We start from the raw sequence: 24445 nt of genomic DNA, 5'->3' as shown, positions 1-24445 counted from the left end.
ATGAAGCTGTCCGGCCTCGAGCCGGTGGCCATCGGCGAGGGATCCCTGTTCGTCAACATCGGCGAGCGCACCAACGTCACCGGCTCCAAGGCCTTCGCGCGCATGATCCTCAACGGCCAGTTCGAGGATGCGCTGGCCGTCGCGCGCCAGCAGGTCGAGAACGGCGCGCAGGTGATCGACATCAACATGGACGAGGCCATGCTCGACAGCAAGGCCGCGATGGTGCGCTTCCTCAACCTGATCGCCAGCGAGCCCGACATCGCGCGCGTGCCGGTGATGGTCGACAGCTCGAAGTGGGAAGTGATCGAGGCCGGCCTGCGCTGCATCCAGGGCAAGGGCATCGTCAACTCGATCTCCATGAAGGAGGGCGTGGACAAGTTCAAGCACGAGGCCCGCCTCGTGAAGCGCTACGGCGCGGCCGCCGTGGTGATGGCCTTCGACGAGAAGGGCCAGGCCGACACCTTCGCGCGCAAGATCGAGATCTGCGAGCGCGCCTACCGCATTCTGGTCGACGAGGTGGGCTTCCCGCCCGAGGACATCATCTTCGACCCGAACATCTTCGCGATCGCCACCGGCATCGAGGAGCACGACAACTACGCGGTCGACTTCATCAACGCGGTGCGCTGGATCAAGCAGAACCTGCCGGGCGCCAAGGTTTCGGGCGGGGTGTCGAACGTGAGCTTCAGCTTTCGCGGCAACGACCCGGTGCGCGAGGCGATCCACACCGTGTTCCTGTACCACGCGATCCAGGCCGGCATGGACATGGGCATCGTCAACGCCGGCATGGTCGGCGTCTACGACGACCTCGAGCCCGAGCTGCGCGAGCGCGTGGAGGACGTGGTGCTCAACCGCCGGCCCGATGCCGGCGAGCGCCTCGTCGAGGTGGCCGAGAGCGCCAAGAGCGGCGCCAAGGACGACAGCAAGAAGCTCGAGTGGCGCGGCACGCCCGAGCAGCCGGTGCACGTCAACCAGCGGCTGTCGCACGCCATGGTGCACGGCATCACCGACTTCATCGTGGAGGACACCGAGGAGGCCTACCGGCAGATCCTCGCCAAGGGCGGCCGTCCGCTGCATGTGATCGAGGGGCCGCTGATGGACGGCATGAACATCGTGGGTGACCTGTTCGGCCAGGGCAAGATGTTCCTGCCGCAGGTGGTGAAGTCGGCGCGCGTGATGAAGTCGGCCGTGGCCCACCTCATCCCCTACATCGAGGAAGAGAAGCGCCAGGACGAGGCCGCGGGCCGCGACGTGCGCACCAAGGGCAAGATCATCATCGCCACCGTGAAGGGCGATGTGCACGACATCGGCAAGAACATCGTCACCGTCGTGCTCCAGTGCAACAACTTCGAAGTGGTGAACATGGGCGTGATGGTCCCGTGCCACGAGATCCTCGCCAAGGCGAAGGTCGAGGGCGCGGACATCGTGGGCCTGTCGGGCCTGATCACGCCGAGCCTCGAGGAGATGCAGTACGTGGCCGGCGAGATGCAGAAGGACGACCACTTCCGCATCAGGAAGATCCCGCTGCTGATCGGCGGCGCCACCACCAGCCGCGTGCACACGGCCGTGAAGATCGCGCCGCACTACGAAGGCCCGGTGGTCTACGTGCCCGATGCCTCGCGCAGCGTGAGCGTGGCGCAGTCGCTGCTGAGCGACCAGGCCGCGGCCTACATCGGCGAGATCAACGCCGACTACGAGAAGGTGCGCGCGCAGCACGCCAACAAGAAGCAGGTGCCGCTGTGGCCGCTGGCCAGGGCGCGCGCCAACAAGACGCCCATCGACTGGTCGAGCTACGTGCCGCCCGTGCCCAAGTTCATCGGCCGGCGCGTGTTCCGCAACTTCGACCTGACCGAGCTCGCGAAGTACATCGACTGGGGCCCGTTCTTCCAGACCTGGGACCTCGCGGGCCCGTTCCCGGCCATCCTCAAGGACGAGATCGTCGGCACCGAGGCCGTGCGCGTCTACGGCGACGGCCAGCGCATGCTCAAGCGCCTGATCGAGGGCCGCTGGCTCAGCGCGAGCGGCGTGGTCGGCTTCTGGCCGGCCAACACCGAGAACGACGACGACATCGTGCTTTACACCGACGAGTCGCGCAGCGAGGCCGCGCTCACCTGGTACGGCCTGCGCCAGCAGACCGAGAAGCAGGAGATCGAGGGCACGATGCGCCCGAGCCGCTGCCTGGCCGACTTCGTCGCGCCGCGCGAGAGCGGCCTGAAGGACTACGTGGGCATGTTCGCCGTGACCGCGGGCCTGGGCGTGGAGAAGAAGGAGAAATACTTCGTCGACGACCTCGACGACTACTCCGCGATCATGCTCAAGGCGCTGGCCGACCGGCTGGCCGAGGCCTTCGCCGAGGCCATGCACCACCGCGTGCGCACCGACCTCTGGGGCTACGCGGCCGACGAGGCGCTGAGCAACGAGCAGATGATCGCCGAGCAGTACCGCGGCATCCGCCCCGCGCCCGGCTATCCGGCCTGCCCCGACCACAGCGTGAAGAAGCCGATGTTCGACCTCCTGAACTGCACGGACATTGGCATGAGCCTGACCGAAAGCCTCGCTATGATGCCGGCCGCCAGCGTGTCGGGGTTCTACCTCGGGCACCCCGACAGCACGTATTTCAACGTAGGCAAAATCGGCCATGACCAGCTGCAGGACCAGGCGGTGCGCCGCAAGGCGAGCGAGTCCAAACTGGAGCGGCTGCTGGCGCCCAACCTCTGACGGCGCGCGGCGGGCCCTTTCGTTCCCCCGCGCCGCCGCCATCCACGCCGCCCGCCCCGCGGGCCGGTGAACCGATCCAGGCTTTCGGGGGATTCCCATTCAGACACTGCTCTTCATCCTCGCGCACCACGCGGCGCTGGCCCTCTTCGTGGCCGGCGCCTGGGGCTTCGGTGCCACCGTGCTGGCGCGCTTCGGGGCGCCCGCGCGGCGCGACGCCTGGCTCGAGGGCGCGATCGCGACCACGCTCGGCGTCGGCCTGTTCATCGTCGCCTTCCAGGCGCTGGCGATTGCCGGCGCGCTGCGCCAGGGTGCGGTGCTCGCGCTGCTGGGCGCGGGCATCGTGCTGGCGCTGCTGCGGCTGCCCGGCTGGCGCCGCGAGCTGAAGGCGCGCGCCGCGCTCGCGCCCGCGCAGCCGGCAGCCACCCTCGGCGAGAAATGCGCGTTCGCCGCGCTGCTGCTCGTGGGCCTGCCCACGCTGTTCTCGCCGCTGGCCCCGCCGGTGGCCTTCGACGAGGTGATGTACCACCTGCCCTATGCGCGCCAGGTCGCGCAAAGCGGCACGCTGGGCGTCTACGAGTGGCTGCGCTACCCCTGGTTCCCCTACAACTACGACCTGCTCTACGCCGCCGCGCTGACGGTCTACGACGACGTCTTCACCCACTTTATCCACGGCCTCGCGGGCTGGCTGTCGGTGCTGATGATCCATCGCCTCGGCCGGCTGCATGCCAACCGCTACATCGCCTGCCTGGGCGCCGGCATCTGGCTCGCGCTGGGCGACTATCCGAACTCGTACATCGACATGGGCGTGGCGCTGTTCGTGCTCGCGGCCTTCGTCGCGCTGTGGTGGTGGGACGAGGGCCACGTGCTCGAACCGGCGCCCGGCGCAGCGCGCCACGGGCGCGCGCGCTGGCTGCTGCTGGCCGCCTTCTTCCTCGGCGTGGCCGCGGGCTCCAAGTACCAGGCGCTGATCTTCCTGCCGCTGGTGGCGGTGTTCGTGGCGCGCCGCGAGCGCCGGCCGCTGCCGTGGCTCGCGGCCCTCGGGCTGTTCCTGGTGCCGTGCATCTACTGGTATGCGCGCAACTACCTGCAGACCGGCGATCCCTTCAATCCGATCGGCGCGCGTGTGTTCGGCTTCACCAACTGGAACATGGCCGACTACACGCAGCAGCTGGCCGACGTGCGCGACCACGCCAACATGCCCAACGGCCTGTTCTGGCCGCTGCTGCTGGTGCCGTTCAGCCCGCTGTGGCGCCCGGGCCCGGTGCGCGCGGCCTTCGTGTTCTGCCTCTACTCGCTCGCGATCTGGGTCGCGACCTCGCGCTATCCGCGCTACATGATGGCCTCGTTCCCGCTGCTCGCACTGATGGCCGCCGTGGGCTGGCACACGCTGCTGGGCTGGGCCGGCACCTTCGTGCGGCGCCGGCTGCCGGCGCTCGCGCGCGGCCGCACGCCGGGCGTCTTCGGCGGGCTGCTGATGGTGGTGCTCGCGGGCTTCGCGCTCGCGCATTCGGTGCGCGACGTGCGCATGATCTCGCCCACGCCCGCCTCGCGCGAGGCCTTCCTCGCTCAGCGCGTGCCGGGCTACGAGGTGCTGAGCCACCTGCGCGCCAACCCCGTGGGCCGGCTCTACCAGGTCGGCCTCAACGACTCGATCTACTTCGCGCCCAACCCGGTGTGGGGCGACATCTTCGGGCCCTTCCGCTATTCGGACTACCTGTACCTGCCGGCCGACCAGCTCGCGCGCAAGCTGGCCTCGCAGCAGTTCGGCTCGATCGTGATCCAGACCGCGCTCGCGCCCTATGTGCACACCAAGCCCGACTTCGACAAGTACTTCAGCCTGATCGTCGAGAAGGATGGTGTGAAGGCCTACCGCATACTCGCGCCCACGCCATGACGACCGCCGACCGCCTCGCTTCCTCCACGGCCGCCGCCGCGCTCTCGCCGCTGCCGCCGGCGCTGCGCATCGCCGCCATCATCCCCTGCTACAACGAGGCGCTGGCCATCCCCAAGGTGGTGGCCGACTTCCGCGCCGACCTGCCCGAGGCGCAGATCCACATCTTCGACAACAACTCCACCGACGGCACGGCCGAGGTCGCGCGCGCCCATGGCGCGCAGGTGGTGCATGTGCCGCTGCGCGGCAAGGGCAACGTGGTGCGGCGCATGTTCGCCGACGTCGAGGCCGACATCTACGTCATGGTCGACGGCGACGCCACCTACGACCTCTCGACGGTGCGCGAGATGATCCGCATGCTGGTCGAGCAGAAGCTCGACATGGTGGTGGGCGCGCGCGTCGACGACCAGAGCGATGCCCAGACCTACCGCCGCGGCCATCGCCTGGGCAACCAGATGCTGACCGGCGCGGTCGCGGGCCTGTTCGGCGGCAGCTTCACCGACATGCTGTCGGGCTTTCGCGTGTTCTCGCGCCGCTACGTGAAGTCCTTCCCCGCGCTGGCCAAGGGCTTCGAGATCGAGACCGAACTCACCGTGCACGCACTCGAACTGCGCATGCCCTATGCCGAGGTGCCCTCGGTCTACCGCTCGCGGCCCGAGGGCTCGGTGAGCAAGCTGTCGACCTACCGCGACGGCTGGCGCATCCTCGGCACCATCTCCAAGCTGTTCGTGAGCGAACGGCCGCTGATGTTCTTCGCGATCCTCGCGGGCCTGCTCGCCCTGGCCTCGGTGGGGCTCGCGATCCCGCTCGCGATGACCTTCTGGGAGACCGGCCTGGTGCCGCGCCTGCCCACGGCCGTGCTGGCCACCGGCCTGATGCTCAGCGCGATGCTCGCGCTGGTCTGCGGCGCCGTGCTGCACACCGTGACCATCGGCCGGCAGGAGGCCAAGCGGCTGCGCTACCTCGCCATGCCCGCGGCCGGCTCGGAGTCGTGGCAAGACGGCGCCTGCGGCTGAGGCGATGAGGCAGGCCGGGCGCCAGTTCCTGCTGTTCGCCGTGGCCGGCGTCGTGGGCTTCGGCGTCGACGTGGCGGTGCTGTACCTCGCCGCGCCGCTCCTGGGCTGGTACGGCGCGCGCGTGCTGTCCTTCCTCGCGGCGGCCACCACCACCTGGGCGATGAACCGCAGCCTCGCCTTCGGCGACCGCCATTCGGACACCGCGCTGTGGCGCGAATACCTGGGCTATCTCGCGACCATGCTCGGCGGCGCCGTCGTGAACTACGGCGCCTACGTGCTGGTGCTGCATTCGGCGAGCGGCCGCTGGGCGCCGATGCTCGGCGTGGCCGCGGGCAGCGGCGCGGGCATGGGGGTGAACTTCCTCGCCGCGCGCTACCTGATCTTCAAGGCGCGGCGCGAGCCTTGAAGATCGGCGCGCCTCAGTGCGCGCCCGACACCACCACCGGAATCTCGGTCGCCGGCGGCGTGTTGCGGCTGCGGCCGCAGCGCACGATGCCGTCGATCATCACCATGCCCACGCCCGGGATGTCGCCGAGCTGCACGCTCTCGAGCAGGCCCGACGCGGGCGAATGCTGGGCGCGGTCCATGAACACGAAATCGGCGTCGCGGCCGACCTCGATCAGGCCGCAGTTGAGCTTGCGGATCTTCGCGGTGTTGCCGGTCGCGAAGCAGAACACCAGCTCGGCCGGGATGTTCGCGATCGACGACAGCATCGCGACCATGCGCAGGATGCCCAGCGGCTGCACGCCCGAGCCCGCGGGACCGTCGGTGCCGAGGATCACGCGGTGCGGGCACTTGAGCTCGAGCGCGGCCCTGGCGGCGGCGATCGCCACTTTCTCGTTGCCGTTGTGCACGATCTCGATCGCGCGCGAGCTCTTCTCGCAGAGCTCGCACACATGGGCCTCGGGCAGCGAGGTGTGGCCGCCGTTGATGTGGCCGATGACGTCGGCGTCGGCCTCGAGCACCACGTCCTTGTCGATCAGGCCCGAGCCCGGAATCGAGGGGCCGCCCGTGTGGATCGTGCTCTGGATGCCGTACTTGCGCGCCCAGGCCACCATCTCCTTGGCCTCGTAGCCGGCCTTCACCGAGCCCAGGCCGACCTCGCCGAGCAGGCCGACGCCGGCCTCGGCGAGTTCCTTGAAGTCGCTCTCGACCATGCCCTTCTCGATCACCGGCGCGCCGGCCAGCACCTTCACGCCGCCGGGGCGGAAGTTGTCGAAGGCGCGCTGCGCCGTGATGGCCAGGGCCTTCAGGCCCACGATGTCCTTGGGGCGGCCGGGCAGGTGCACCTCGCCGGCCGAGATCATGGTGGTCACGCCGCCGTGCATGGTGGAGTCGATCCAGCCGAGCTGGCCCTGGCGCGGCGTCCAGTCGCCGAACACCGGGTGCACGTGGCTGTCGATCAGGCCGGGCGCGACGCAGGTCCGGCGCGCGTCGATGACGGTCTTCGCGCCCTCGAGGTCGCAGTCCTTCTGCTTGCCGATGGCGACGATCAGGCCATCGTTCACCACGATGGTGTCGGCGTCGAGGATGGGCTTGTCGATGTCGCCCGAGAGCAGCAGCCCTATGTTCTGGATGACGACCTTGCCCGACTTTCCGCTGCTCGCGATTTCTGCCATTTCGTGTTGTCCTCGTCGTGGGGGGGAGTGTTGTTGTCCTGCAGATCGTCCGCGCGCACGGTGCGCAGCACGGTCTCGATCACGAAGTCTTCCCAGTGCCTGATCGCGTCCGGCGACTCCAGCGGCTCGCCCAGGAAGGCCGTGAGCGTGTGGCGGTTGGAGGTGTAGAAATAGCCGGTGGACGCGATCAGCAGGTAGATGTCGCGCGCCACGAGGTCCTTGCGGAACAGCCCCTGGGCCGCGCCGCTTGCGAGGATCTCCGAGATGATCGCCACCGCCCGCGACGAATACTCGCGCGCGCGCAGCGACTTCGAGATGTGCCGGCCCTTGTGCAGGTTCTCGGTGTTGAGCAGCGTCACGAACTCGGGGTTCTTGCGGTAGTAGCCGAGCACGAAGCGGATCACCTCGGTGAGCGCCTCCACCGGGCGCGAGGCGTCGAGCGCGATCGCGGCCTCGGCGTCGTCCATGCGCTGGTAGATGCCCTCGAGCACCGCGATGAACAGGCCTTCCTTGCTGCCGAAGTAGTAGTAGATCATCCGGTCGTACGACTTGGCGGCCTTGGAGATCTTCTCCACGCTGCCGCCGTCGTAGCCGTACTTGGCGAACACCTTGGTCGCCGACTTGAGGATGCTGTCGCGCGTGGCCTGGGCCGCGGCCTCGCGCACGCCGGTGCGGCGCTGGGGCTTGGGCTTGGTGATGGAGCGGCTGTCGGCCATCGATCGCGCGGCGTCCTGCTTACTTTTCCGCGAAGGCGCGCTCGACGACGAAGTCGCCGGGCGTCGAGGTGTTGCCTTCCTTGAAGCCGCGCGCCTCGAGGATGTGCTTGAGGTCGACCAGCAGGCCCGGGCTGCCGCACAGCATCACGCGGTCTTCGGCGGCGTTGATCGGCGGCAGGCCGAGGTCGTCGGTGAGCTTGTTGCTCGCGATCAGGTCGGTGATGCGGCCCTGGTTGCGGAACTCCTCGCGCGTGACCGTGGGGTAGTACAGCAGCTGCTTGGCGACCATCTCGCCGAGGAACTCGTGCTTGGGCAGGTGGTCGGTCACGAGGTCGTGGTAGGCCAGCTCGTCGACCTGGCGCACGCCGTGCACCAGGATGACCTGATCGAACTTCTCATAGGTCTCGGGGTCGCGGATCACGCTCATGAACGGTGCCAGGCCGGTACCGGTGCCGAACAGGTAGAGGCGCTTGCCGGGCAGCGTGTAGTCGATCAGCAGCGTGCCGGTGGGCTTGCGGCCCACGATGATGGTGTCGCCCACCTGGATGTGCTGCAGCCGCGAGGTCAGCGGGCCGTCTTCCACCTTGATGCTCAGGAACTCGAGGTGCTCCTCGTAGTTCGGGCTCACGATGCTGTAGGCGCGCAGCAGCGGCTTGTCGTTGACGCGCAGGCCGATCATCGTGAAGTGGCCGTTGGAGAAACGCAGCGCCGGGTCGCGCGTGGTGGTGAAGGTGAACAGGCGGTCGGTCCAGTGGTGGACGCTCAGGACCTTCTCTTCGCTGAATGCACTCATACGGAACTCAATAGTGGTGAATGACGGGGGTTGGCTGAGCCGGGATGCACGCCCTTGGGGCGCCAGCTGCCGGCCGGCTCCGAACCCTCCATTGTCGTTGGTCGGAAAAACCCCGATGAACATCGCGAGAAAACACCATTGCAAGCATCGGGCCCGTTTGCTACATTGACCTTCAATGTAGTGAATGCAACATGAAAGTGTAGGGGATGCTACACAAACGAAAGCCCCGGCACAAGCGGACATGCGGCACGTTTGTTGCAAACCCCGCCACCACGATTTGCAGCCAACAAGAGGTCGCCCCCCGATGACGGAACACACGAAGACAGACGGACTGCCGGGCATGGACGTGCCGGTGGTCGCCGAGGCCGGCCCCGGCGGTTTCGGCAAGGCGCCGCTGCGCAACGAGCGCATGAGCGCGGCCAAGGTCGAATGCAATGCCTGCCCGGTGCTGTGCCAGATCTCCGACGGCCGCACCGGCGCCTGCGACCGCTATGCCAACCGCGAGGGCGTGCTGGTGCGCGTCGATCCGGTGGTGCTGCTGCGCCGCCAGCTCGCGAGCGATGCGCCCGCGCTGGTGGCTTTCGACCGCCCCGGGGCGGCTGCGGACGGCAGCGCGGCCGAGACGGCGCCGGCCGAATGGAATGGCGACCTGCTGCATGCCGACGAGGTCTTCGTCACCGGCGTCGGTTCCTCCACCACCTACCCCGACTACAAGCCCGCGCCCTTCATCGTCGCCTCGAAGGCGCAGGGCGTGGACATGGTCACCGTGGTCACCGAGGGCATCTTCAGCTACTGCAGCTTCAAGGTGAAGATCGACACCGACCGCTTCCTCGGCGCCGAGCAGGCCAACGTGCGCTACCGCGGCGAGGTGGTGGGCCACGTCACCACGGCCGAGTACGGCTCGCAGATGCTGTCGCTGGGCGGCGTGCACCACCTCACGGGCGGCAGCAAGAAGGAAGGCCGCATGACGGCCGAGCTGATGCAGCTGCTGGGCAACAAGAAGGCCATCGAATGCACCATCGACGGCGGCGCCAGCCTGGTGATCCAGGCCGGCAAGGCGCCGATCGTCAACGGCGTGGAAGAGCAGCGCATGCGCGTGGGCTGCGGCTCGGCCGCGGTCGGCATCTTCGCGCGCCAGTTCGCCGGCGTGGCCGACGAGGTGGTGGTGGTCGACGACCACATCACCGGCGTGCTGACCGAGCACCAGGCCGGCCGCTGCCTCGACATGCCGCCCTCGGGCATCCAGATGCTGGGCCGCAAGTCGACGCCGGGGCGCTACTTCCAGGTCGCCAATCCGGGCAACGGCTGGGGCGGCACCGACATCGCCGATCCGCTGTCGATCATCGAGGGCTGGGAGGAGGGCGTGGCCAAGCCCGGCCTGCGCCTGCTCATGACCTCGACCACCGGCGAGCATGCGCAGTGGTACGTGCTCGACGACGCGCTGCAGCCCGTCGAGCAGCCGATGCCGCCCGAGGTCAAGCGCATCGTCGAGCGCATCGGCGAGAACTGCGAACCCTCGCTGTGCACCGTGCTGTTCCTCGGCGGTGCCGGCGGCAGCCTGCGCGCGGGCGTCACCGAGAACCCGGTGCTGCTCACGCGCGCCATCAAGCGCGCGCTGGTCAACGTCACCTGCGGCGGCGCGCCGGCCTATGTGTGGCCGGGCGGCGGCATCACGGTGATGGCCGATGTCATGCGCATGCCCGACAACAGCTTCGGCACCGTGCCCACGCCCGCGATCGTCGCGCCCATCGAGTTCAGCATGCGGCGCACCGACTACGAGGCGCTCGGCGGCCACATGGAGCATGTCTTCCCGCTCGAGCAGGCGCTCGCGCGCGGTGCCTGGCAGGAAGACGGCGCGCCGCTCGCGCGCCAATGGCTCGTCATCGATGAAGCCAATCCCTGGCCCCTCGGTCACGCCCCCATGCTGGGATAACCATGTCCGCCCAACGCACGGCGCTCGACGAGCACCGCTGGCACTTCAACCACGGCCCGATCGACATCGTGGCCGAGGCGCACGGCGACCGCTACGCGGTGGCGGCCGCGCACGATGCGGCCTGGGCGCGCTTCGCGCACGTGCTCGACGAACTGGTGCACGAACTGCCGCTGCTGCGCCTGCCGGTCACCGACAAGATGCGCCCGCGCGGCGTGGTGGCGCGCCGCATGTGGGATGCCTGCGCGGCGTTCGCGCCGACCTTCATCACGCCGATGGCCGCGGTCGCGGGCGCGGTGGCGCAGGAGCTGATCGCCTTCTACCAGCGCCCCGGCATCGAGCGCGCCTGGGTCAACAACGGCGGCGACATCGCGGTGCATCTGGCGCCGGGCCAGACCGCGCGCGTGGGCGTCTACGCGGACCTCGCGCGCTTCGACTGGCGCGATGCCAACGGCCTCGTCGACACCGACGGCCAGTTCGAACTGCGCGCCGACCAGCCGGTGCGCGGCGTCGCCACCAGCGGCTGGCGCGGGCGCAGCTTCTCGCTCGGCATCGCCGACAGCGTGACGGTGCTGGCGGCCACCGCGGCGCAGGCCGATGCGGCCGCGACCGTGATCGCCAACGCGGTCGACGTCGACCACGAGGCGATCCGCCGCGTGCCCGCGAGCGAGCGCAAGGACAACAGCGACCTCGGCGACACGCTGGTCACCGTCGACGTGCCGCCACTGCCCCCCGCGCACGTGCGCAGCGCACTCGATACGGGCGCGGTGTGCGCGCGCGTCCTGCAAAAAGGCGGGCTCGCATGGGCCGCTCTGCTCGTTTGCCAGGGGCAGTGGCGGCTGGTCGAGCCCTTATGCTCGAAGCCCCTCGAAGCAAGGCTTCCGCGCGCAGTTGGTTCAGTAATTGCTTAACGAAAAGCAAGGTTCTTTTTCATGATCGATATCCGCCGAGTCTTCACCCAGGTCGAGCACATCCACCACGAGTTCGGGCCGCGTGCCCAGACGCCGCTGGTGCGTGGTGCCATCGCCGCCGTGCTGACCAATCCCTTCGCGGGCCGCTACGAGCCCGACATCCTGCCGATGATGAGCCTGCTCGATCCGGTGGGCCTCGAGATGGCGCACAAGCTGCACGCCGCGATGGACGTGCCGCTCGAGCAACTCGCCACCTACGGCAAGGGCGCCATCGTCGGCGCCGCGGGCGAGCTCGAGCATGGCGCGCTGTGGCACGTGCCCGGCGGCTACGCGATGCGCGAGCTGCTCGGCTGGAAGGGCGACCGCGTCGCCTATGCCAAGGGCACCGTCGACGAGAAGAAGACCGGCCAGCCCGGCAATGCGCTGTCGATCGTGCCGTCGACCAAGAAGGTCGGCGCGCCCGGCACCACGCTCGACGTGCCGCTGACCAACATCAACGCCAGCTACGTGCGCGGCCAGTTCGACGCGATCGAAGTGCGCGTGCCCGGCGCGCCCGCGGCCGACGAGATCGTGTTCATCCTCGCGATGAGCACCGGCTACCGCGTGCATGCGCGCGTCGGCGGCCTGCTCGCCGAGAACATCGCCAAGTGGGACGGCCTGAGATGAGCCCCCCGGCTTTTCACTCCGCTTCGCTGCGTGTAACTCCACCCCCCGAGGGGGAGGCGCGGACCGCCTTGGGGCGGCCCGGCGGCGGCCGCAGCCACGCGCAAGCAACGACCTCATCGCATTGAACAAGGAAGCCAGAGACATGACCGCCAACATCCGCAAGCTCGTCGTCCAGGTCGACGAAACCCGCAAGGAAATGGGCCGCGACATCGCGCCGCCCACGCGCCGTGCCGTCGCCATCGCCGTGATCGCCAACCCCTACGCGGGCCGCTACAGCGAGAACCTCGACGAGCTGATCGCGATCGGCGAGGAACTCGGCGCGCTGCTGGGCCAGAAGGCCGTGAAGGCGCTGGGCATCGAGCCCGGCCAGGCGCAGAGCTACGGCAAGGCCGCGATCGTCGGCGAAGGCGGCGAGCTCGAGCATGCGGCCGCGATCCTGCATCCCAAGCTCGGCGCGCCGCTGCGCGTGGCGGTCGAGAAGGGCGCGGCGCTCGTGCCCTCGGCCAAGAAGCTCGGCACCCTCGGCACCGCCATCGACGTGCCGCTGGGCCACAAGGACGCGGCCTTCGTGCGCAGCCATTTCGACGCCATCGAGGCCCGCGTCTCCGACGCCCCGCGCGCCGGCGAGATCGTGGTGGCCGTGGCGGTCACCGACAGTGGCCGCCCACTGCCGCGCATCGGCGGCCTGCAGGCCGGCGAGATCAAGGGCGAAGACGGCCTGCGCTGAGGCGACACTCCACCTTTCCACCGATTTCCTCCGTTCCTTTCCCGTTTTTCTCGAACCCCACCAGGAGCTTCCCGATGATCCCCTTGCGCCATGTTTTCAGCGCGGCTTCCGTCCTGACCCTGACCTGCGCCCTCGTTCCCGCGCACGCCCAGGGCGTGATCAAGATCGGCGAGATCAACAGCTACAAGGCGCAGCCGGCCTTCCTCGAGCCCTACAAGAAGGGCATGGAACTCGCGGTCGACGAGATCAACGCCAAGGGCGGGGTCAACGGCCGGAAGATCGAACTGATCAGCCGCGACGACAACGCCAACCCCGGCGACGCCGTGCGCGTGGCCGAGGAGTTGATCTCGCGCGAGAAGGTCGACGTGCTCGCGGGCGCCTTCCTCTCGAACACCGGCCTGGCGCTGACCGACTTCGCGAAGCAGAAGAAGTTCTTCTATCTCGCCGCCGAGCCGCTGACCGACAAGATCGTCTGGAGCAACGGCAACCGCTACACCTACCGCCTGCGTCCCTCGACCTACATGCAGGTCGCGATGCTGGTGCCCGAGGCCGCCAAGCTCAAGAAGAAGCGCTGGGCCATCGTCTACCCCAACTACGAGTACGGCCAGTCCTCGGTCGCGACCTTCAAGACCCTGCTGAAGGCCGCGCAGCCCGACGTGGAGTTCGTCGCCGAGCAGGCGCCGCCGCTGGGCAAGGTCGATTCGGGCAGCGTGGTGCAGGCGCTCGCCGATGCCAAGCCCGACGCGATCTTCAACGTGCTGTTCGGCGCCGACCTCTCGAAGTTCGTGCGCGAGGGCAACACCCGCGGCCTGTTCAAGGACCGTGAAGTGGTCAGCGTGCTGACCGGCGAACCCGAGTACCTCGATCCGCTGAAGGACGAGGCGCCCAACGGCTGGATCGTGACCGGCTATCCGTGGAGCGGCATCAAGACGCCCGAGCACAAGGCCTTCCTCGATGCCTACCAGGCCAAGTTCAAGGACTACCCGCGCCTGGGCTCGGTGGTCGGCTACAGCGCCATCCACTCGATCGCAGCCGGCATCCAGAAGGCCGGCAGCACCGACACCGAGAAGCTGGTCGCGGCCTTCAAGGGCCTGCAGCTCGACAGCCCCTTCGGCAAGATCAGCTACCGCGCGCAGGACAACCAGTCGACCATGGGCGCCTACGTGGGCAAGACGAAGAACGACGGCGGCAAGGGCGTGATGGTGGACTACGTCTACCTCGACGGCGCCAAGTTCCAGCCGAGCGACGACGAAGTCAAGAAGATGCGCCCCGCCGACTGATGCCGCTGCGCGCGGACCGCGGGCATTGCCCGAACGGTCCGCGCGTGCACGGCATGGGCAGCAGGTGGCACCACCACCGCGTCAGCCATGCGCCTCGGGCGCCTGGCGGGGGCGGGAGTTTCCAGTTCCTCGGGATCCTTGAATGAGCTTTTCAGGCTTCGTTGTTCAGTTGCTCAACGGGTTGGCCGGCGCCTCGTCGCTGTTCTTCGTGGCGGCCGGCCTCTCGTTGATCTTCGGCGTGACGCGCATCGTCAATTTCGCCCATGGATCCTTCTTCATGGTCGGCATCTACCTCGCGTACACGCTGGTCGACAAGCTCGGCGCGAGCCTGGGCTTCTGGCCCGCGCTGCTGATCGCGGCGGTCGCGGTCGGCGTGCTCGGCGCGCTGATCGAGGTGCTGCTGCTGCGCCGCATCTACAAGGCGCCCGAGCTGTTCCAGCTGCTCGCCACCTTCGCGCTGGTGCTCGTCATCAAGGACGCGGTGCTGTGGCTCTGGGGCCCCGACGAGCTGCTGGGCCCGCGCGCGCCCGGCCTCAAGGGCTCGGTCGAGATCCTCGGGCGCCAGTTCCCCTCGTACGACCTGTTCCTGATCGTGGTCGGCCCGGTGGTGCTGGGCCTGGTCTGGCTGCTGCTCACGCGCACGCGCTTCGGCACGCTGGTGCGCGCCGCCACGCAGGACCGCGAGATGGTCAGCGCGCTGGGCGTCAACCAGGCGTGGCTCTTCACCGCGGTGTTCGCGCTCGGCGCGCTGCTCGCGGGACTGGGCGGCGCGCTGCAGCTGCCGCGCGAGCCCGCCACGCTCGAGATGGACCTCAACACCATCGGCGCCGCCTTCGTGGTGGTGGTGGTCGGCGGCATGGGCTCGCTGCCCGGCGCCTACGTGGCCGCGCTCTTGATCGCCGAGATCAAGGCCGTGTGCATCTGGCTCGGCGTGGTTCAGATCTTCGGCATCGACGTGTCCTTCTCCAAGCTCACGCTGATGGTCGACTTCCTCGTGATGGCGGCCGTGCTGGTGTGGCGCCCGTGGGGCCTGTTCGGCCGCGCGCAGGCACCGAGCCGCTACGTCGGCATGCAGGAGGAACCGCTGCGCCGCGCCGGCAACCTCTACCTGGCCGGCGCCGCGGTGCTCGCGCTGGTGCTCGCCGCGCTGCCGGTGCTGACGGCCGGTTCGCCCTACACGCTGGTGCTGATGATCGACCTGCTGATCGCGGCCCTGTTCGCCGCCAGCCTGCACTTCATCATGGGCCCGGCCGGCATGCACTCGTTCGGCCATGCGGCCTACTTCGGCCTCGGGGCCTACGGGGCCGCGCTGCTCGCGCGCTCGCTGGGCCTGCCGATGGAGCTCACGCTGGTGGTCGCGCCGCTGGTGGCCGCGCTCGGCGCCTTCGTCTACGGCTGGTTCGCGGTGCGGCTGTCGGGCGTGTACCTCGCGATGCTCACCCTGGCCTTCGCGCAGATCACCTGGGCCATCACCTACCAGTGGGACAGCTTCACGGGCGGCAGCAACGGCCTCACGGGCGTCTGGCCCTCGGCCTGGCTGTCGGACAAGCGCGCCTACTACTGGCTCACGCTGGTGCTGGTGTCGGCCGGTGTCTGGTGGCTGCGCCGCGTGCTGTATTCGCCCTTCGGCTACACCCTGCGCGCGGGCCGCGACTCGGTGCTGCGCGCCGACGCCATCGGCATCGACGTCAAGCGCATGCAGTGGGCCGCCTTCGTCATCGCGGGCGCGGTAGCGGGCCTGGCCGGCGCGCTGTTCGCGTTCTCCAAGGGCAGCATCTCGCCCGAGACGCTGTCGGTCGGCAAGTCGGTCGACGGCCTCGTGATGGTGCTGCTCGGCGGCATCCAGACGCTCGCGGGCCCGGTGGTCGGCGCCGTCACCTTCACCTGGCTGCACGACACCGTGGCGCGCAACACCGACTACTGGCGCGCGATGCTCGGCGCCATCATCCTGATCCTGGTGCTGCTGTTCCCGCAGGGCATCGCCGGATCGATCAAGCAGCTCGTGGAGCGCCTGCGCGCGCCCAAGGAAGAGAAGGCCGCCGATGCCAAGCTCGAGGAGGTGAAGGCATGAGCCTGCTCAAGGTCAACAACCTCGGCAAGTCCTTCGGCGGCGTCAAGGCCGTCGACGGCATCAGCTTCGAGCTGCCCCCGGGCGAATTGCTCGCGCTGATCGGCCCCAACGGCGCCGGCAAGTCCACCACCTTCAACATGGTCAACGGCCAGCTCAAGGCCGACCAGGGTTCCATCACGCTCGACGGCCAGGAACTCGTGGGCCGCAAGCCGCGCGAGATCTGGCGCATGGGCGTGGGCCGCACCTTCCAGATCGCCGAGACCTTCGCCTCGCTCACCGTGGTCGAGAACGTGCAGATGGCGCTGCTCTCGCACGACCGCAAGCTGTTCTCGATGTGGCGCCGCGCCGCCGAGCACCAGCGCGACGAGGCGCTGGCGCTGCTCGACCAGGTCGGCATGAAGTCGCAGGCCGACCGGCCCTGTAGCGTGCTGGCCTACGGCGACGTCAAGCGCGTCGAGCTCGCGATCGCGATGGCCAACAGCCCCAAGCTGCTGCTGATGGACGAGCCCACGGCCGGCATGGCGCCGAAGGAACGCAACTCGCTGATGGCGCTGACCAAGCAGTTGGTCATCGACCGCGGCATGGCCGTGCTGTTCACCGAGCACAGCATGGACGTGGTGTTCGCCTATGCCGACCGCATGATCGTGCTGGCGCGCGGCCGTCTCATCGCGCAGGGCAAGCCGCTCGAGATCCGCGACCACCCGAAGGTGCAGGAGGTGTACTTCGGCAGCGGCAAGACCTTCGAGAAGAAGGCGGCGGAGGTCGAATGAATACGGGAACCGGACGCAGAGGACGCGAAGATTTCGCGAAGGACGCGAAAAAGACCTTCAAAGGTTTTCCGGATTCCTTTCGCGAATTTTGCGAAATCTTCGCGTCCTCTGCGTCCGGCAGTCCGATCCCGATTTCAAACCCATGAACACCCAGCAATCCCTTCTTGAAGCCAAGGCCCTCTGCGCCTGGTACGGCGCCGCCCAGATCCTCTACGACGTCGACCTCGAGGTGCGGCGCGGCGAGGTGGTCGCGCTCATGGGCCGCAACGGCGCCGGCAAGTCGACCACGCTCAAGGCGCTGATCGGCATGCTCGGCAAGCGCCGCGGCGCGGTGCGCTTCCTGGGCCACGACATCTCGAAGAGCGAGCCGCACCACGCGGCGCGCCTGGGCCTGGGCTTCGTGCCCGAGGACCGGCGCGTGTTCACCGACCTCACGGTGATGGAGAACCTCGAGGTCGGCAAGCAGGCCGCGCGCCGCTGGGCCGACGGCAGCGAGGCGCCGCTGTGGACGCCCGAGCGGCTGTTCAAGCTGTTCCCCAACCTCGGCGAGATGCCCCACCGTCCCGGCGGCCGCATGAGCGGCGGCGAGCAGCAGATGCTGACCGTGGCGCGCACGCTGATGGGCAACCCCTACCTGGTGCTGCTCGACGAACCGTCCGAAGGTGTGGCGCCGGTCATCGTCGAGCAGATGGCGAACATGATCCTCGAGCTCAAGGCGCAGGGCGTGAGCATCCTGCTGTCGGAGCAGAACATGCACTTCGCGGAGCTGGTCTCCGACCGTGCCTACGTGCTCGAGAAGGGCCAGATCCGCTACCACGCCACCATGGCCGAGCTCGCGGCCAACGAGGAAGTGCGGCGCGCGTACCTGAGCGTCTAGTTGTCAGTTGTATGAGTCGGATGCGTCTTCGGGCGCATTCCTTGCAGGGTTTCGTTTCCATCAACGCAAGCACGGAGCACAGACCATGAACGACACGCACCGCAGACGCTTCCTCCAATCCACGGCCGCCCTCGGCCTGCTCGGCGCCTCGGGCGCGCTCTTCGCCGCCGGCGCGAAGATCAAGCCCGGCGACAAGGCCGTGCTGATCGTGGTCGACGTGCAGAACTGCTTCATCGACGGCGGCACGCTGCCGGTCAAGGGCGGCGCCGACGTGGTGCCGGTCATCAACCAGCTGGCGGCCTCGTTCCAGAACATCGTGGTCACGCAGGACTGGCACACCCAGGGCCATGCCTCGTTCGCGAGCGCGCACGCGGGCCAGAAGCCCTTCAGCAGCATCAAGCTGAACTACGGCAACCAGGTGCTGTGGCCCGACCACTGCGTGCAGGGCACCGACGACGCGGCGCTGCACAAGGACCTCAAGCTGCCGACCGCGCAGCTGATCATCCGCAAGGGCTTCCATGCCGACGTCGACAGCTACTCGGCCTTCGAGGAGGCCGACCGCAAGACCTCGACCGGCCTCGCCGGCTACCTCAAGGCGCGCGGCATCAAGACCGTGTTCGTGACCGGGCTGGCGACCGACTTCTGCGTCGCCTGGACCGCGCTCGATGCACGCAAGGCCGGCTTCGATGCCTACGTGATCGAGGACGCCACGCGCGCCATCGACCTCAACGGCTCGCTGGCCGCGGCCTGGAAGCAGATGAGCGCCAAGGGCGTGAAGCGCATCCAGTCGGCCGACATCCAGGGCGCCTGAGAAGCCCGGCGATGCGCGGCCCCCGCCGCGCATCGACACACCACAACTGCGAGACAAGACGACCCCATGACGATTTCCCTCTCCAGGCGTTCCCTGGTGGCCGGCGGCGCGGCCCTCGCGCTCGGCCCCGGCCTGCTGGCGGCCGCGCGCGCCGACAACGGCGTCAGCGACGGCGCCATCCGCATCGGCCAGTCGGCCGTCTTCAGCGGCCCGGCCAAGGACTTCGGCATCGACTACCGCGCGGGCATCAAGCTGCACTTCGACCGCGTCAACAAGGGCGGCGGCATCAACGGGCGCCGGCTCGAGCTGGTGAGCTACGACGACGTCTACGAGCCCGCGAAGACCGCGCTCAACACCGCGAAGCTGATCGACGAGGACAAGGTGTTCGCGCTCACGGGCTACGTCGCCACCGGCAACCTCGCGGCCGCGATGCCGCTGGCCGAGAAGGCGGGCGTGCCGATGTTCGCGCCGCTGGTGGGCACCACCTCGTTCCGCACGAAGACCAACCGGCTGCTGTTCCACGTGCGCGCGGGCTACGACCTCGAGCTGCGCAAGATCATCAGCCACCTGTCGACCATCGGCATCCAGTCGATCGCGGTGGTGCACCAGGACAGCGCCTTCGGCAAGTCGAACCTCGCCACCTGCGAGGAACTCGCGGCCGACTACAAGGTGAAGGTGGTCAAGACCTTCCCGCTGGCGATCGCCGCCGAGGACGCGAAGCCGGTGGTCGCGGGCCTCGCCGAGGCGAAGCCCGGCGCGGTCGTGATGATCATGGCCGGGCGCCAGGTCGAGGTCTTCATGCGCGACTACCGCGCGAGCGCGGGCGGCGCGCCGCTGTACACGCTGTCGGTCGGCATCACCGACGCGGCCGGCTCGGCGCAGCGGCTCGAGGGAAAGCTCGCGGGCCTGGTCACGGCCAGCATCGTGCCGCCGCCGCAGGCCGTGCGCGTGCCCATCGTGGCCGACTACCAGCGTGACCGCGCCGAGTTCGGCGAGAAGATCGACAGCTACACCGCGCTCGAGGGCTACATCGTCGCGCGCGTGATGGCCGAGGGCCTGCGCCGCGGCGGCAAGGCGCTCACGCGCGAGAGCTTCGTCGCGGGCCTCGAGAGCATCGGCAGCACGCGCTTCGGCGACTTCCCGATCGAGTACGGGCCGAAGAACCACAACGGCTCGAATTTCGTGGACCTGGAGATGTACACCCGTGACGGCCAGCTGCGGCGCTGAGGGCCGTGCCGAACCGCTGCAGCTGAGGGTCAACGGCCGCTCGCAGGCGCTCGCGGTGCCGCGCGAGGCCTCGCTGCTGCAGGTGCTGCGCAACGACCTCGGGCTCAACGGACCCAAGTACGGCTGCGGCCTCGGCCAGTGCGGCGCCTGCACGGTGCATGTCGACGGCATGGCCGCGCGCGCCTGCGTGATTCCCGCGCACGGCGTGGCGGGCCGCTCCATCACCACGCTCGAGGGCCTGGGCACGCGCGGCGACTGGCACCCGGTGCAGGCCGCCTTCGAGGAGGCGCAGGCCGCGCAGTGCGGCTACTGCCTCAACGGCATGGTGATGCAGGTGGCGGCATTGCTGGCGCGCGAGCCGGGCGCCAGCGAGGCGCGCATCCGCAGCGAGCTCTCGGGCAACCTGTGCCGCTGCGGCACGCACATCGAGATCCTCGACGCGGCGCAGCGCGCGGCGCGCCGGCTGCGGACGACGCAGCCATGACACGGCGCGCCGACCTGCCGCGCACGCGCGCGGAGTTCCTCGCCGCCGAAGGCGTGCTGCTGGTGGTGCGCGAGACCCCGCCGGCACCGCCGCCGGCCAGGGGCCAGCCGGCCTTCATCGCGGGCAATCCCGCCGAGGGCGACGAGGTGCTGCTCGCGGTGTGGGACGACGGCAGCGCCTCGGCGCTCAACGGCCACGTCGACCTCGGCACCGGCATCCAGACCGCGCTGGGCCAGATCGTGGCCGAGGAGCTCGAGCTCGGCATGCCCTGCGTGCGCGTGATGCTCGGCGACACCGCGCGCGCGCCCAACCAGGGCGCGACCATCGCGAGCGCCTCGATCCAGATCCATGCGCAGCCGCTGCGCCTCGCGGCCGCGCAGGCGCGCGCCTGGCTCATCGCGCGCGCGGCCGAGCGCCTGGGCGTGGCGCCCGAGGCGCTGCAGGCGCGCAATGGCGTCGTGCGCGTGGCCGAGGCGCCCGACCGGCACCTGAGCTATGCCGAACTGGTGGCGGGCCAGCGCACCGTGCTCAGGCTCGATGCCAAGGCGCAGCCCAAGGACCCGGCCGACTACCGCGTGGTCGGCACGCGGCAGGCGCGCGTCGACATCCCGGCCAAGCTCGCGGGCGAGCTGGTCTTCGTGCACGACATGCGCGTGCCCGGCATGCTGCACGGCCGCGTGGTGCGCCCGCCCTACGCGGGTGCCGATCACGGCGACTTCATCGGCAACACGCTGGAGTCGGTCGACGAATCGTCGATCGCCCACATCCCCGGCATCCGCGCGGTGGTGGTGATCCGCGACTTCGTCGGCATCGTGGCCGAGCGCGAGGAGCATGCCGAGCAGGCGCTGCGCGAACTGCGCGTGCGCTGGAAGCCCTGGCCCGGCATGCCCGGCCTCGACGACCTCGCGCAGGCGCTGCGCGACAACCCCTCGACGCAGCGCCTGCTGGTCGACGAGGGCGACGTCGACGGCGCGATCGCGCGCGCCACGCATCCGATGCCGCGCACCTATGTCTGGCCCTACCAGATGCATGCCTCGATCGGGCCCTCGTGCGCGCTCGCCGAATGGCAGCCCGAGGACGGCAGCGGCATGCAACTGCGCTGCTGGGCCGGCACGCAGAACCCGCACGTGCTGCGCGCCGATCTCGCGAAGCTGCTCGGCGTGCAGGACCTGCAGGTCGACGTGGTGCGCATGGAGGCCGCGGGCTGCTATGGCCGCAACGGCGCCGACGACGTGGCGGCCGATGCCGCGCTGCTCGCGCGCGCGGTGGGCGCGCCGGTGCGCGTGCAGCTCACGCGCGAGCAGGAGCATGCATGGGAGCCCAAGGGCGCCGCGCAACTGATGGAGATCGATGGCGGCCTCGCGGCCGACGGCAGCGTCGCGGCCTACGACTTCCAGACCTCCTATCCGTCGAACGGCGCGCCCACGCTCGCGCTGCTGCTCACGCGCACCCTCGAGCCGGTGGCGCAGGCCTACGAGATGGGCGACCGCACCGCGCGCCCGCCCTACGGCTACGACAACCTGCGCGTGAAGGTCAACGACATGGCGCCTATCGTGCGCGCCTCGTGGCTGCGCGGCGTGTCGGCGCTGCCGAGCTCGTTCGCGCACGAGTCGTACATCGACGAGCTCGCGACCGCGGCGGGCGTCGACCCGGTGCAGTTCCGGCTGCGCCACCTCGACGATCCGCGCGCGGTCGAGCTGGTGCAGGCCACCGCGCAGAAGGCCGGCTGGCGGCTGCGCACCGGCCCGCAGGAGAACGCCGAGGGCGGGCTCGGGCCCGGCGGCGACATCCTGTTCGGCCAGGGCTTCGCCTATGCGCGCTACGTGCACAGCAAGTGGCCGGGCTTCGGCGCCGCCTGGGCCGCCTGGGTGGCCGACGTCGAGGTCAACCGCCGGACCGGCGAGGTGCATGTGCGCCGCGTGGTGGTGGGGCACGACGCGGGCCTGCTGGTCAATCCCGCGGGCGTCGAGCACCAGGTGCACGGCAACGTGATCCAGACAACGAGCCGCGCGCTCAAGGAGCAGGTGCAGTTCGCGCCGCAGTCCGGACCGGCCGAGGGCGGCGAACGCCTGCCCGGCGTGCTGCCCTCGGGCGTGGTCGCGAGCCGCGAATGGGGCAGCTACCCGATCATCAACTTCCGCGAAGTGCCGGTGATCGAGGTGATGCACATGCCGCGTCCCGGCGAGCCTTCGCTGGGCGCGGGCGAGTCCTCGTCGGTGCCGGGCACGGCGGCGATCGCGAACGCGATCTTCGATGCGACGGGCGTGCGCTTCAGGGCGCCGCCGTTCACGCCGGAGACGGTGCTGGCGGAGTTGAATCGCGGGCTGTTGCCTTCTCCTGCGGGGGACGGTGGGGCGGGGGGGGCGCAGCGGGGCGATGGCGAGGCCGCGGTGCCCCCATCCCGGCCTTCCCCCAGGGGGGGAAGGAGCAAGGCCGATGCGCCATGGCCGACGCGCAAGAGTCTGTGGGCCACGGGCGCCGCGCTCGTAGTCGGCGGCATCGGCGTCGTCGCGGGCCTGCTCGGCTGGCGCTCGGCGATCGCGCCGGTGTCGCTCACCGCGCCGGTCTACAGCGAGGCCACCATCGAGCGCGGCCGCGTGCTCGCGGCGCTCGGCGACTGCGCGGTCTGCCACACCGCGCCGGGCGGCGCGCCCAACGCCGGCGGCCGCGCGATGGACACGCCCTTCGGCACGCTCTACACCACCAACCTCACGCCCGATGCCGAGACCGGCCTCGGCCGCTGGTCCTTCAGCGCCTTCCAGCGCGCGATGCGCGAGGGCGTGTCGCGCGACGGCCATCACCTCTATCCGGCCTTCCCCTACACCGCCTTCGCGAAGACCAGCGACGACGACCTGCAGGCGCTCTATGCCTACTTCATGGCGATGCCCGCGGTGCGCGCCGAAACGCCGAAGTCCGAGCTCAAGTTCCCGTTCAGCCTGCGGCCGCTGATGGCCGGATGGAACGCGCTCTTCCACGATCCCGCGCCGCTGGCGCCCGTGGCCACGCAGAGCGCCGAGTGGAACCGCGGCGCCTACCTCGTCAACGGCCTCGGCCATTGCGGCGCCTGCCACACGCCGCGCAATGCGCTCGGCGCGGAGCAGGGCGGCAGCGCCTTCCTGTCGGGCGCGATGGTCGACGGCTGGGAGGCACCCTCGCTCACGGCGCGCTCGAAGTCCGCCATGCCCTGGGATGCCGATTCGCTCTACCGCTACCTGCGCGACGGCCACTCGCCGCGCCACGGCATCGCGGGCGGCCCGATGGCCGAGGTGGTGCGCGAACTCGGCGCCGTGCCCGATGCCGATGTCCGCGCGATGGCGACCTACCTCGCCTCGTTCAACCCCGAGCCCCTGCCCGAGGCCGCCGCGCAGGCCGAGGCGCGGCGCATCGTCGACACCGCGGCGCGCACGCAGGGCCAGCTGCTCGGCCCCGCGCAGCGCATGTTCGACAGCGCCTGCGCCGCCTGCCACCACGACGGCGACGGTCCGACGCTGCTGGGCGTGAACACGCCGCTCGCGCTCAACGGCAACCTCGCGAGCGCGAAGCCCGACAACCTGCTGCGCACCATCCTCGATGGCGTGCGCCATCCCGCGACGCGCGACATCGGCTTCATGCCCGCCTTCCGCGACGCGCTCGACGACCGCCAGATCGCCGAGCTCGCGGGCTACATGCGCGCGCGCTTCGCGCCGCGGGAGCCCGCCTGGCCCGACCTGCAGGCCGAGGTCGCGCGCGTGCGCGCCGCGCCAGGGCACTGACAGCCGAATACGGGCAGCCGAACGCAGAAGGAAGACCCAAGGAGCGCAGAAGTCGCAGAAGAAGAAAGCCAATTTTTCTGGCTGTTCTTCCGCGACTTCTGCGCAACCTTCGCGACCTCTGCGTTCGGCTGTCCGCATTTCGCAAGCGCCTGCACGGCGCTACGATGCCCGCGCACTTCCACCAACAGA

Annotated in this window: 19 protein-coding genes; 16 read left to right on the top strand and 3 right to left on the bottom strand. The window is 69.6% G+C overall.

The features are described from left to right. From metH to KV106_RS20540, 4 genes are all read left to right on the top strand, one after another. On the top strand, positions 1 to 2715 hold the full coding sequence (metH, locus tag KV106_RS20555; protein WP_409976544.1) for a methionine synthase: 2715 nt from the start codon (positions 1 to 3) through the stop codon (positions 2713 to 2715). Positions 2716 to 2863: 148 nt separating this feature from the next. Then, a complete protein-coding gene (locus KV106_RS20550) occupies positions 2864 to 4609 on the top strand; it encodes an ArnT family glycosyltransferase (protein ID WP_261212021.1) in 1746 nt (581 codons plus the stop codon). Beyond that, a complete protein-coding gene (locus tag KV106_RS20545; protein ID WP_261212020.1) occupies positions 4606 to 5622 on the top strand; it encodes a glycosyltransferase family 2 protein in 1017 nt (338 codons plus the stop codon). The genes KV106_RS20550 and KV106_RS20545 overlap by 4 nt, the downstream gene beginning before the upstream one ends. Before the next feature lie 4 nt (positions 5623 to 5626). After that, positions 5627 to 6028 carry a GtrA family protein gene (locus tag KV106_RS20540; RefSeq protein ID WP_261212019.1) on the top strand — a complete coding sequence of 134 codons (402 nt, stop codon included), beginning with the start codon at positions 5627 to 5629 and terminating at the stop codon, positions 6026 to 6028. A 13-nt stretch (positions 6029 to 6041) separates the two neighbouring features. Here the strand turns inward: KV106_RS20540 and KV106_RS20535 are convergent, their stop codons facing one another. Genes KV106_RS20535 through KV106_RS20525 form a run of 3 tightly spaced genes read right to left on the bottom strand, consistent with a single transcriptional unit; the run spans position 6042 to position 8750 of the window. Next, positions 6042 to 7241, bottom strand: a complete 1200-nt coding sequence (locus KV106_RS20535) for an amidohydrolase family protein (RefSeq protein WP_261212018.1) — start codon at positions 7239 to 7241, stop codon at positions 6042 to 6044. Next, a complete protein-coding gene (locus KV106_RS20530) occupies positions 7187 to 7957 on the bottom strand; it encodes a TetR family transcriptional regulator (RefSeq protein ID WP_057593424.1) in 771 nt (256 codons plus the stop codon). The genes KV106_RS20535 and KV106_RS20530 overlap by 55 nt, the downstream gene beginning before the upstream one ends. A gap of 19 nt (positions 7958 to 7976) precedes the next feature. Continuing rightward, positions 7977 to 8750 carry a ferredoxin--NADP reductase gene (locus tag KV106_RS20525; RefSeq protein WP_057593423.1) on the bottom strand — a complete coding sequence of 258 codons (774 nt, stop codon included), beginning with the start codon at positions 8748 to 8750 and terminating at the stop codon, positions 7977 to 7979. Between the two features lie 304 nt (positions 8751 to 9054). Between KV106_RS20525 and KV106_RS20520 the strand changes: the two genes are divergently transcribed. From KV106_RS20520 to KV106_RS20465, 12 genes are all read left to right on the top strand, one after another. After that, positions 9055 to 10683, top strand: a complete 1629-nt coding sequence (locus KV106_RS20520; RefSeq protein WP_261212015.1) for a 6-hydroxynicotinate reductase — start codon at positions 9055 to 9057, stop codon at positions 10681 to 10683. Between the two features lie 2 nt (positions 10684 to 10685). Beyond that, a complete protein-coding gene (locus KV106_RS20515) occupies positions 10686 to 11591 on the top strand; it encodes a UPF0280 family protein (RefSeq protein ID WP_261212014.1) in 906 nt (301 codons plus the stop codon). A gap of 21 nt (positions 11592 to 11612) precedes the next feature. Continuing rightward, positions 11613 to 12257, top strand: a complete 645-nt coding sequence (locus KV106_RS20510) for an amino acid synthesis family protein (protein WP_057593420.1) — start codon at positions 11613 to 11615, stop codon at positions 12255 to 12257. A gap of 142 nt (positions 12258 to 12399) precedes the next feature. Beyond that, positions 12400 to 12984 (top strand): amino acid synthesis family protein, encoded by a 585-nt coding sequence (locus tag KV106_RS20505; protein WP_057593419.1) that lies wholly within the window; start codon positions 12400 to 12402, stop codon positions 12982 to 12984. Between the two features lie 74 nt (positions 12985 to 13058). After that, entirely contained in the window at positions 13059 to 14264 is a 1206-nt protein-coding gene (locus KV106_RS20500) for an ABC transporter substrate-binding protein (RefSeq protein ID WP_093343883.1), read from the top strand. Positions 14265 to 14406: 142 nt separating this feature from the next. After that, entirely contained in the window at positions 14407 to 16335 is a 1929-nt protein-coding gene (locus tag KV106_RS20495; RefSeq protein ID WP_261212011.1) for an ABC transporter permease, read from the top strand. Next, positions 16332 to 17105 carry an ABC transporter ATP-binding protein gene (locus tag KV106_RS20490; protein ID WP_261212009.1) on the top strand — a complete coding sequence of 258 codons (774 nt, stop codon included), beginning with the start codon at positions 16332 to 16334 and terminating at the stop codon, positions 17103 to 17105. The genes KV106_RS20495 and KV106_RS20490 overlap by 4 nt, the downstream gene beginning before the upstream one ends. A 142-nt stretch (positions 17106 to 17247) precedes the next feature. Then, a complete protein-coding gene (locus tag KV106_RS20485; RefSeq protein WP_261212007.1) occupies positions 17248 to 17982 on the top strand; it encodes an ABC transporter ATP-binding protein in 735 nt (244 codons plus the stop codon). 85 nt (positions 17983 to 18067) lie between these two features. After that, positions 18068 to 18793 (top strand): bifunctional nicotinamidase/pyrazinamidase, encoded by a 726-nt coding sequence (pncA, locus tag KV106_RS20480; protein WP_057593414.1) that lies wholly within the window; start codon positions 18068 to 18070, stop codon positions 18791 to 18793. Positions 18794 to 18859: 66 nt separating this feature from the next. Next, positions 18860 to 20020: an ABC transporter substrate-binding protein gene (locus tag KV106_RS20475; RefSeq protein WP_261212005.1), complete on the top strand. Its 1161-nt coding sequence runs from the start codon at positions 18860 to 18862 to the stop codon at positions 20018 to 20020. Then, positions 19998 to 20504: a (2Fe-2S)-binding protein gene (locus tag KV106_RS20470; protein ID WP_261212004.1), complete on the top strand. Its 507-nt coding sequence runs from the start codon at positions 19998 to 20000 to the stop codon at positions 20502 to 20504. Before KV106_RS20475 ends, KV106_RS20470 begins: the two co-directional genes overlap by 23 nt. Then, a complete protein-coding gene (locus tag KV106_RS20465; protein WP_261212003.1) occupies positions 20501 to 24256 on the top strand; it encodes a molybdopterin cofactor-binding domain-containing protein in 3756 nt (1251 codons plus the stop codon). Before KV106_RS20470 ends, KV106_RS20465 begins: the two co-directional genes overlap by 4 nt. Positions 24257 to 24445 lie beyond the last annotated feature (189 nt).

The sequence above is a fragment of the Variovorax endophyticus genome, from assembly GCF_025376855.1.
Lineage (GTDB): Bacteria > Pseudomonadota > Gammaproteobacteria > Burkholderiales > Burkholderiaceae_C > Variovorax.
This window is presented reverse-complemented; position numbering and strand designations above follow the sequence as displayed.

What these genes read in the sequence shown, in the direction of transcription:
- KV106_RS20540 (WP_261212019.1), top strand. Translation starts at nt 5,627, where the DNA reads ATGAGGCAGGCCGGGCGCCAGTTCCTGCTGTTCGCCGTGGCCGGCGTC.
- KV106_RS20535 (WP_261212018.1), bottom strand. Translation starts at nt 7,241, where the DNA reads ATGGCAGAAATCGCGAGCAGCGGAAAGTCGGGCAAGGTCGTCATCCAG.
- KV106_RS20490 (WP_261212009.1), top strand. Translation starts at nt 16,332, where the DNA reads ATGAGCCTGCTCAAGGTCAACAACCTCGGCAAGTCCTTCGGCGGCGTC.
- KV106_RS20485 (WP_261212007.1), top strand. Translation starts at nt 17,248, where the DNA reads ATGAACACCCAGCAATCCCTTCTTGAAGCCAAGGCCCTCTGCGCCTGG.
- KV106_RS20525 (WP_057593423.1), bottom strand. Translation starts at nt 8,750, where the DNA reads ATGAGTGCATTCAGCGAAGAGAAGGTCCTGAGCGTCCACCACTGGACC.
- metH (WP_409976544.1), top strand. Translation starts at nt 1, where the DNA reads ATGAAGCTGTCCGGCCTCGAGCCGGTGGCCATCGGCGAGGGATCCCTG.
- KV106_RS20505 (WP_057593419.1), top strand. Translation starts at nt 12,400, where the DNA reads ATGACCGCCAACATCCGCAAGCTCGTCGTCCAGGTCGACGAAACCCGC.
- KV106_RS20495 (WP_261212011.1), top strand. Translation starts at nt 14,407, where the DNA reads ATGAGCTTTTCAGGCTTCGTTGTTCAGTTGCTCAACGGGTTGGCCGGC.
- KV106_RS20510 (WP_057593420.1), top strand. Translation starts at nt 11,613, where the DNA reads ATGATCGATATCCGCCGAGTCTTCACCCAGGTCGAGCACATCCACCAC.
- KV106_RS20500 (WP_093343883.1), top strand. Translation starts at nt 13,059, where the DNA reads ATGATCCCCTTGCGCCATGTTTTCAGCGCGGCTTCCGTCCTGACCCTG.
- KV106_RS20465 (WP_261212003.1), top strand. Translation starts at nt 20,501, where the DNA reads ATGACACGGCGCGCCGACCTGCCGCGCACGCGCGCGGAGTTCCTCGCC.
- KV106_RS20515 (WP_261212014.1), top strand. Translation starts at nt 10,686, where the DNA reads ATGTCCGCCCAACGCACGGCGCTCGACGAGCACCGCTGGCACTTCAAC.
- KV106_RS20530 (WP_057593424.1), bottom strand. Translation starts at nt 7,957, where the DNA reads ATGGCCGACAGCCGCTCCATCACCAAGCCCAAGCCCCAGCGCCGCACC.
- pncA (WP_057593414.1), top strand. Translation starts at nt 18,068, where the DNA reads ATGAACGACACGCACCGCAGACGCTTCCTCCAATCCACGGCCGCCCTC.
- KV106_RS20520 (WP_261212015.1), top strand. Translation starts at nt 9,055, where the DNA reads ATGACGGAACACACGAAGACAGACGGACTGCCGGGCATGGACGTGCCG.
- KV106_RS20545 (WP_261212020.1), top strand. Translation starts at nt 4,606, where the DNA reads ATGACGACCGCCGACCGCCTCGCTTCCTCCACGGCCGCCGCCGCGCTC.
- KV106_RS20475 (WP_261212005.1), top strand. Translation starts at nt 18,860, where the DNA reads ATGACGATTTCCCTCTCCAGGCGTTCCCTGGTGGCCGGCGGCGCGGCC.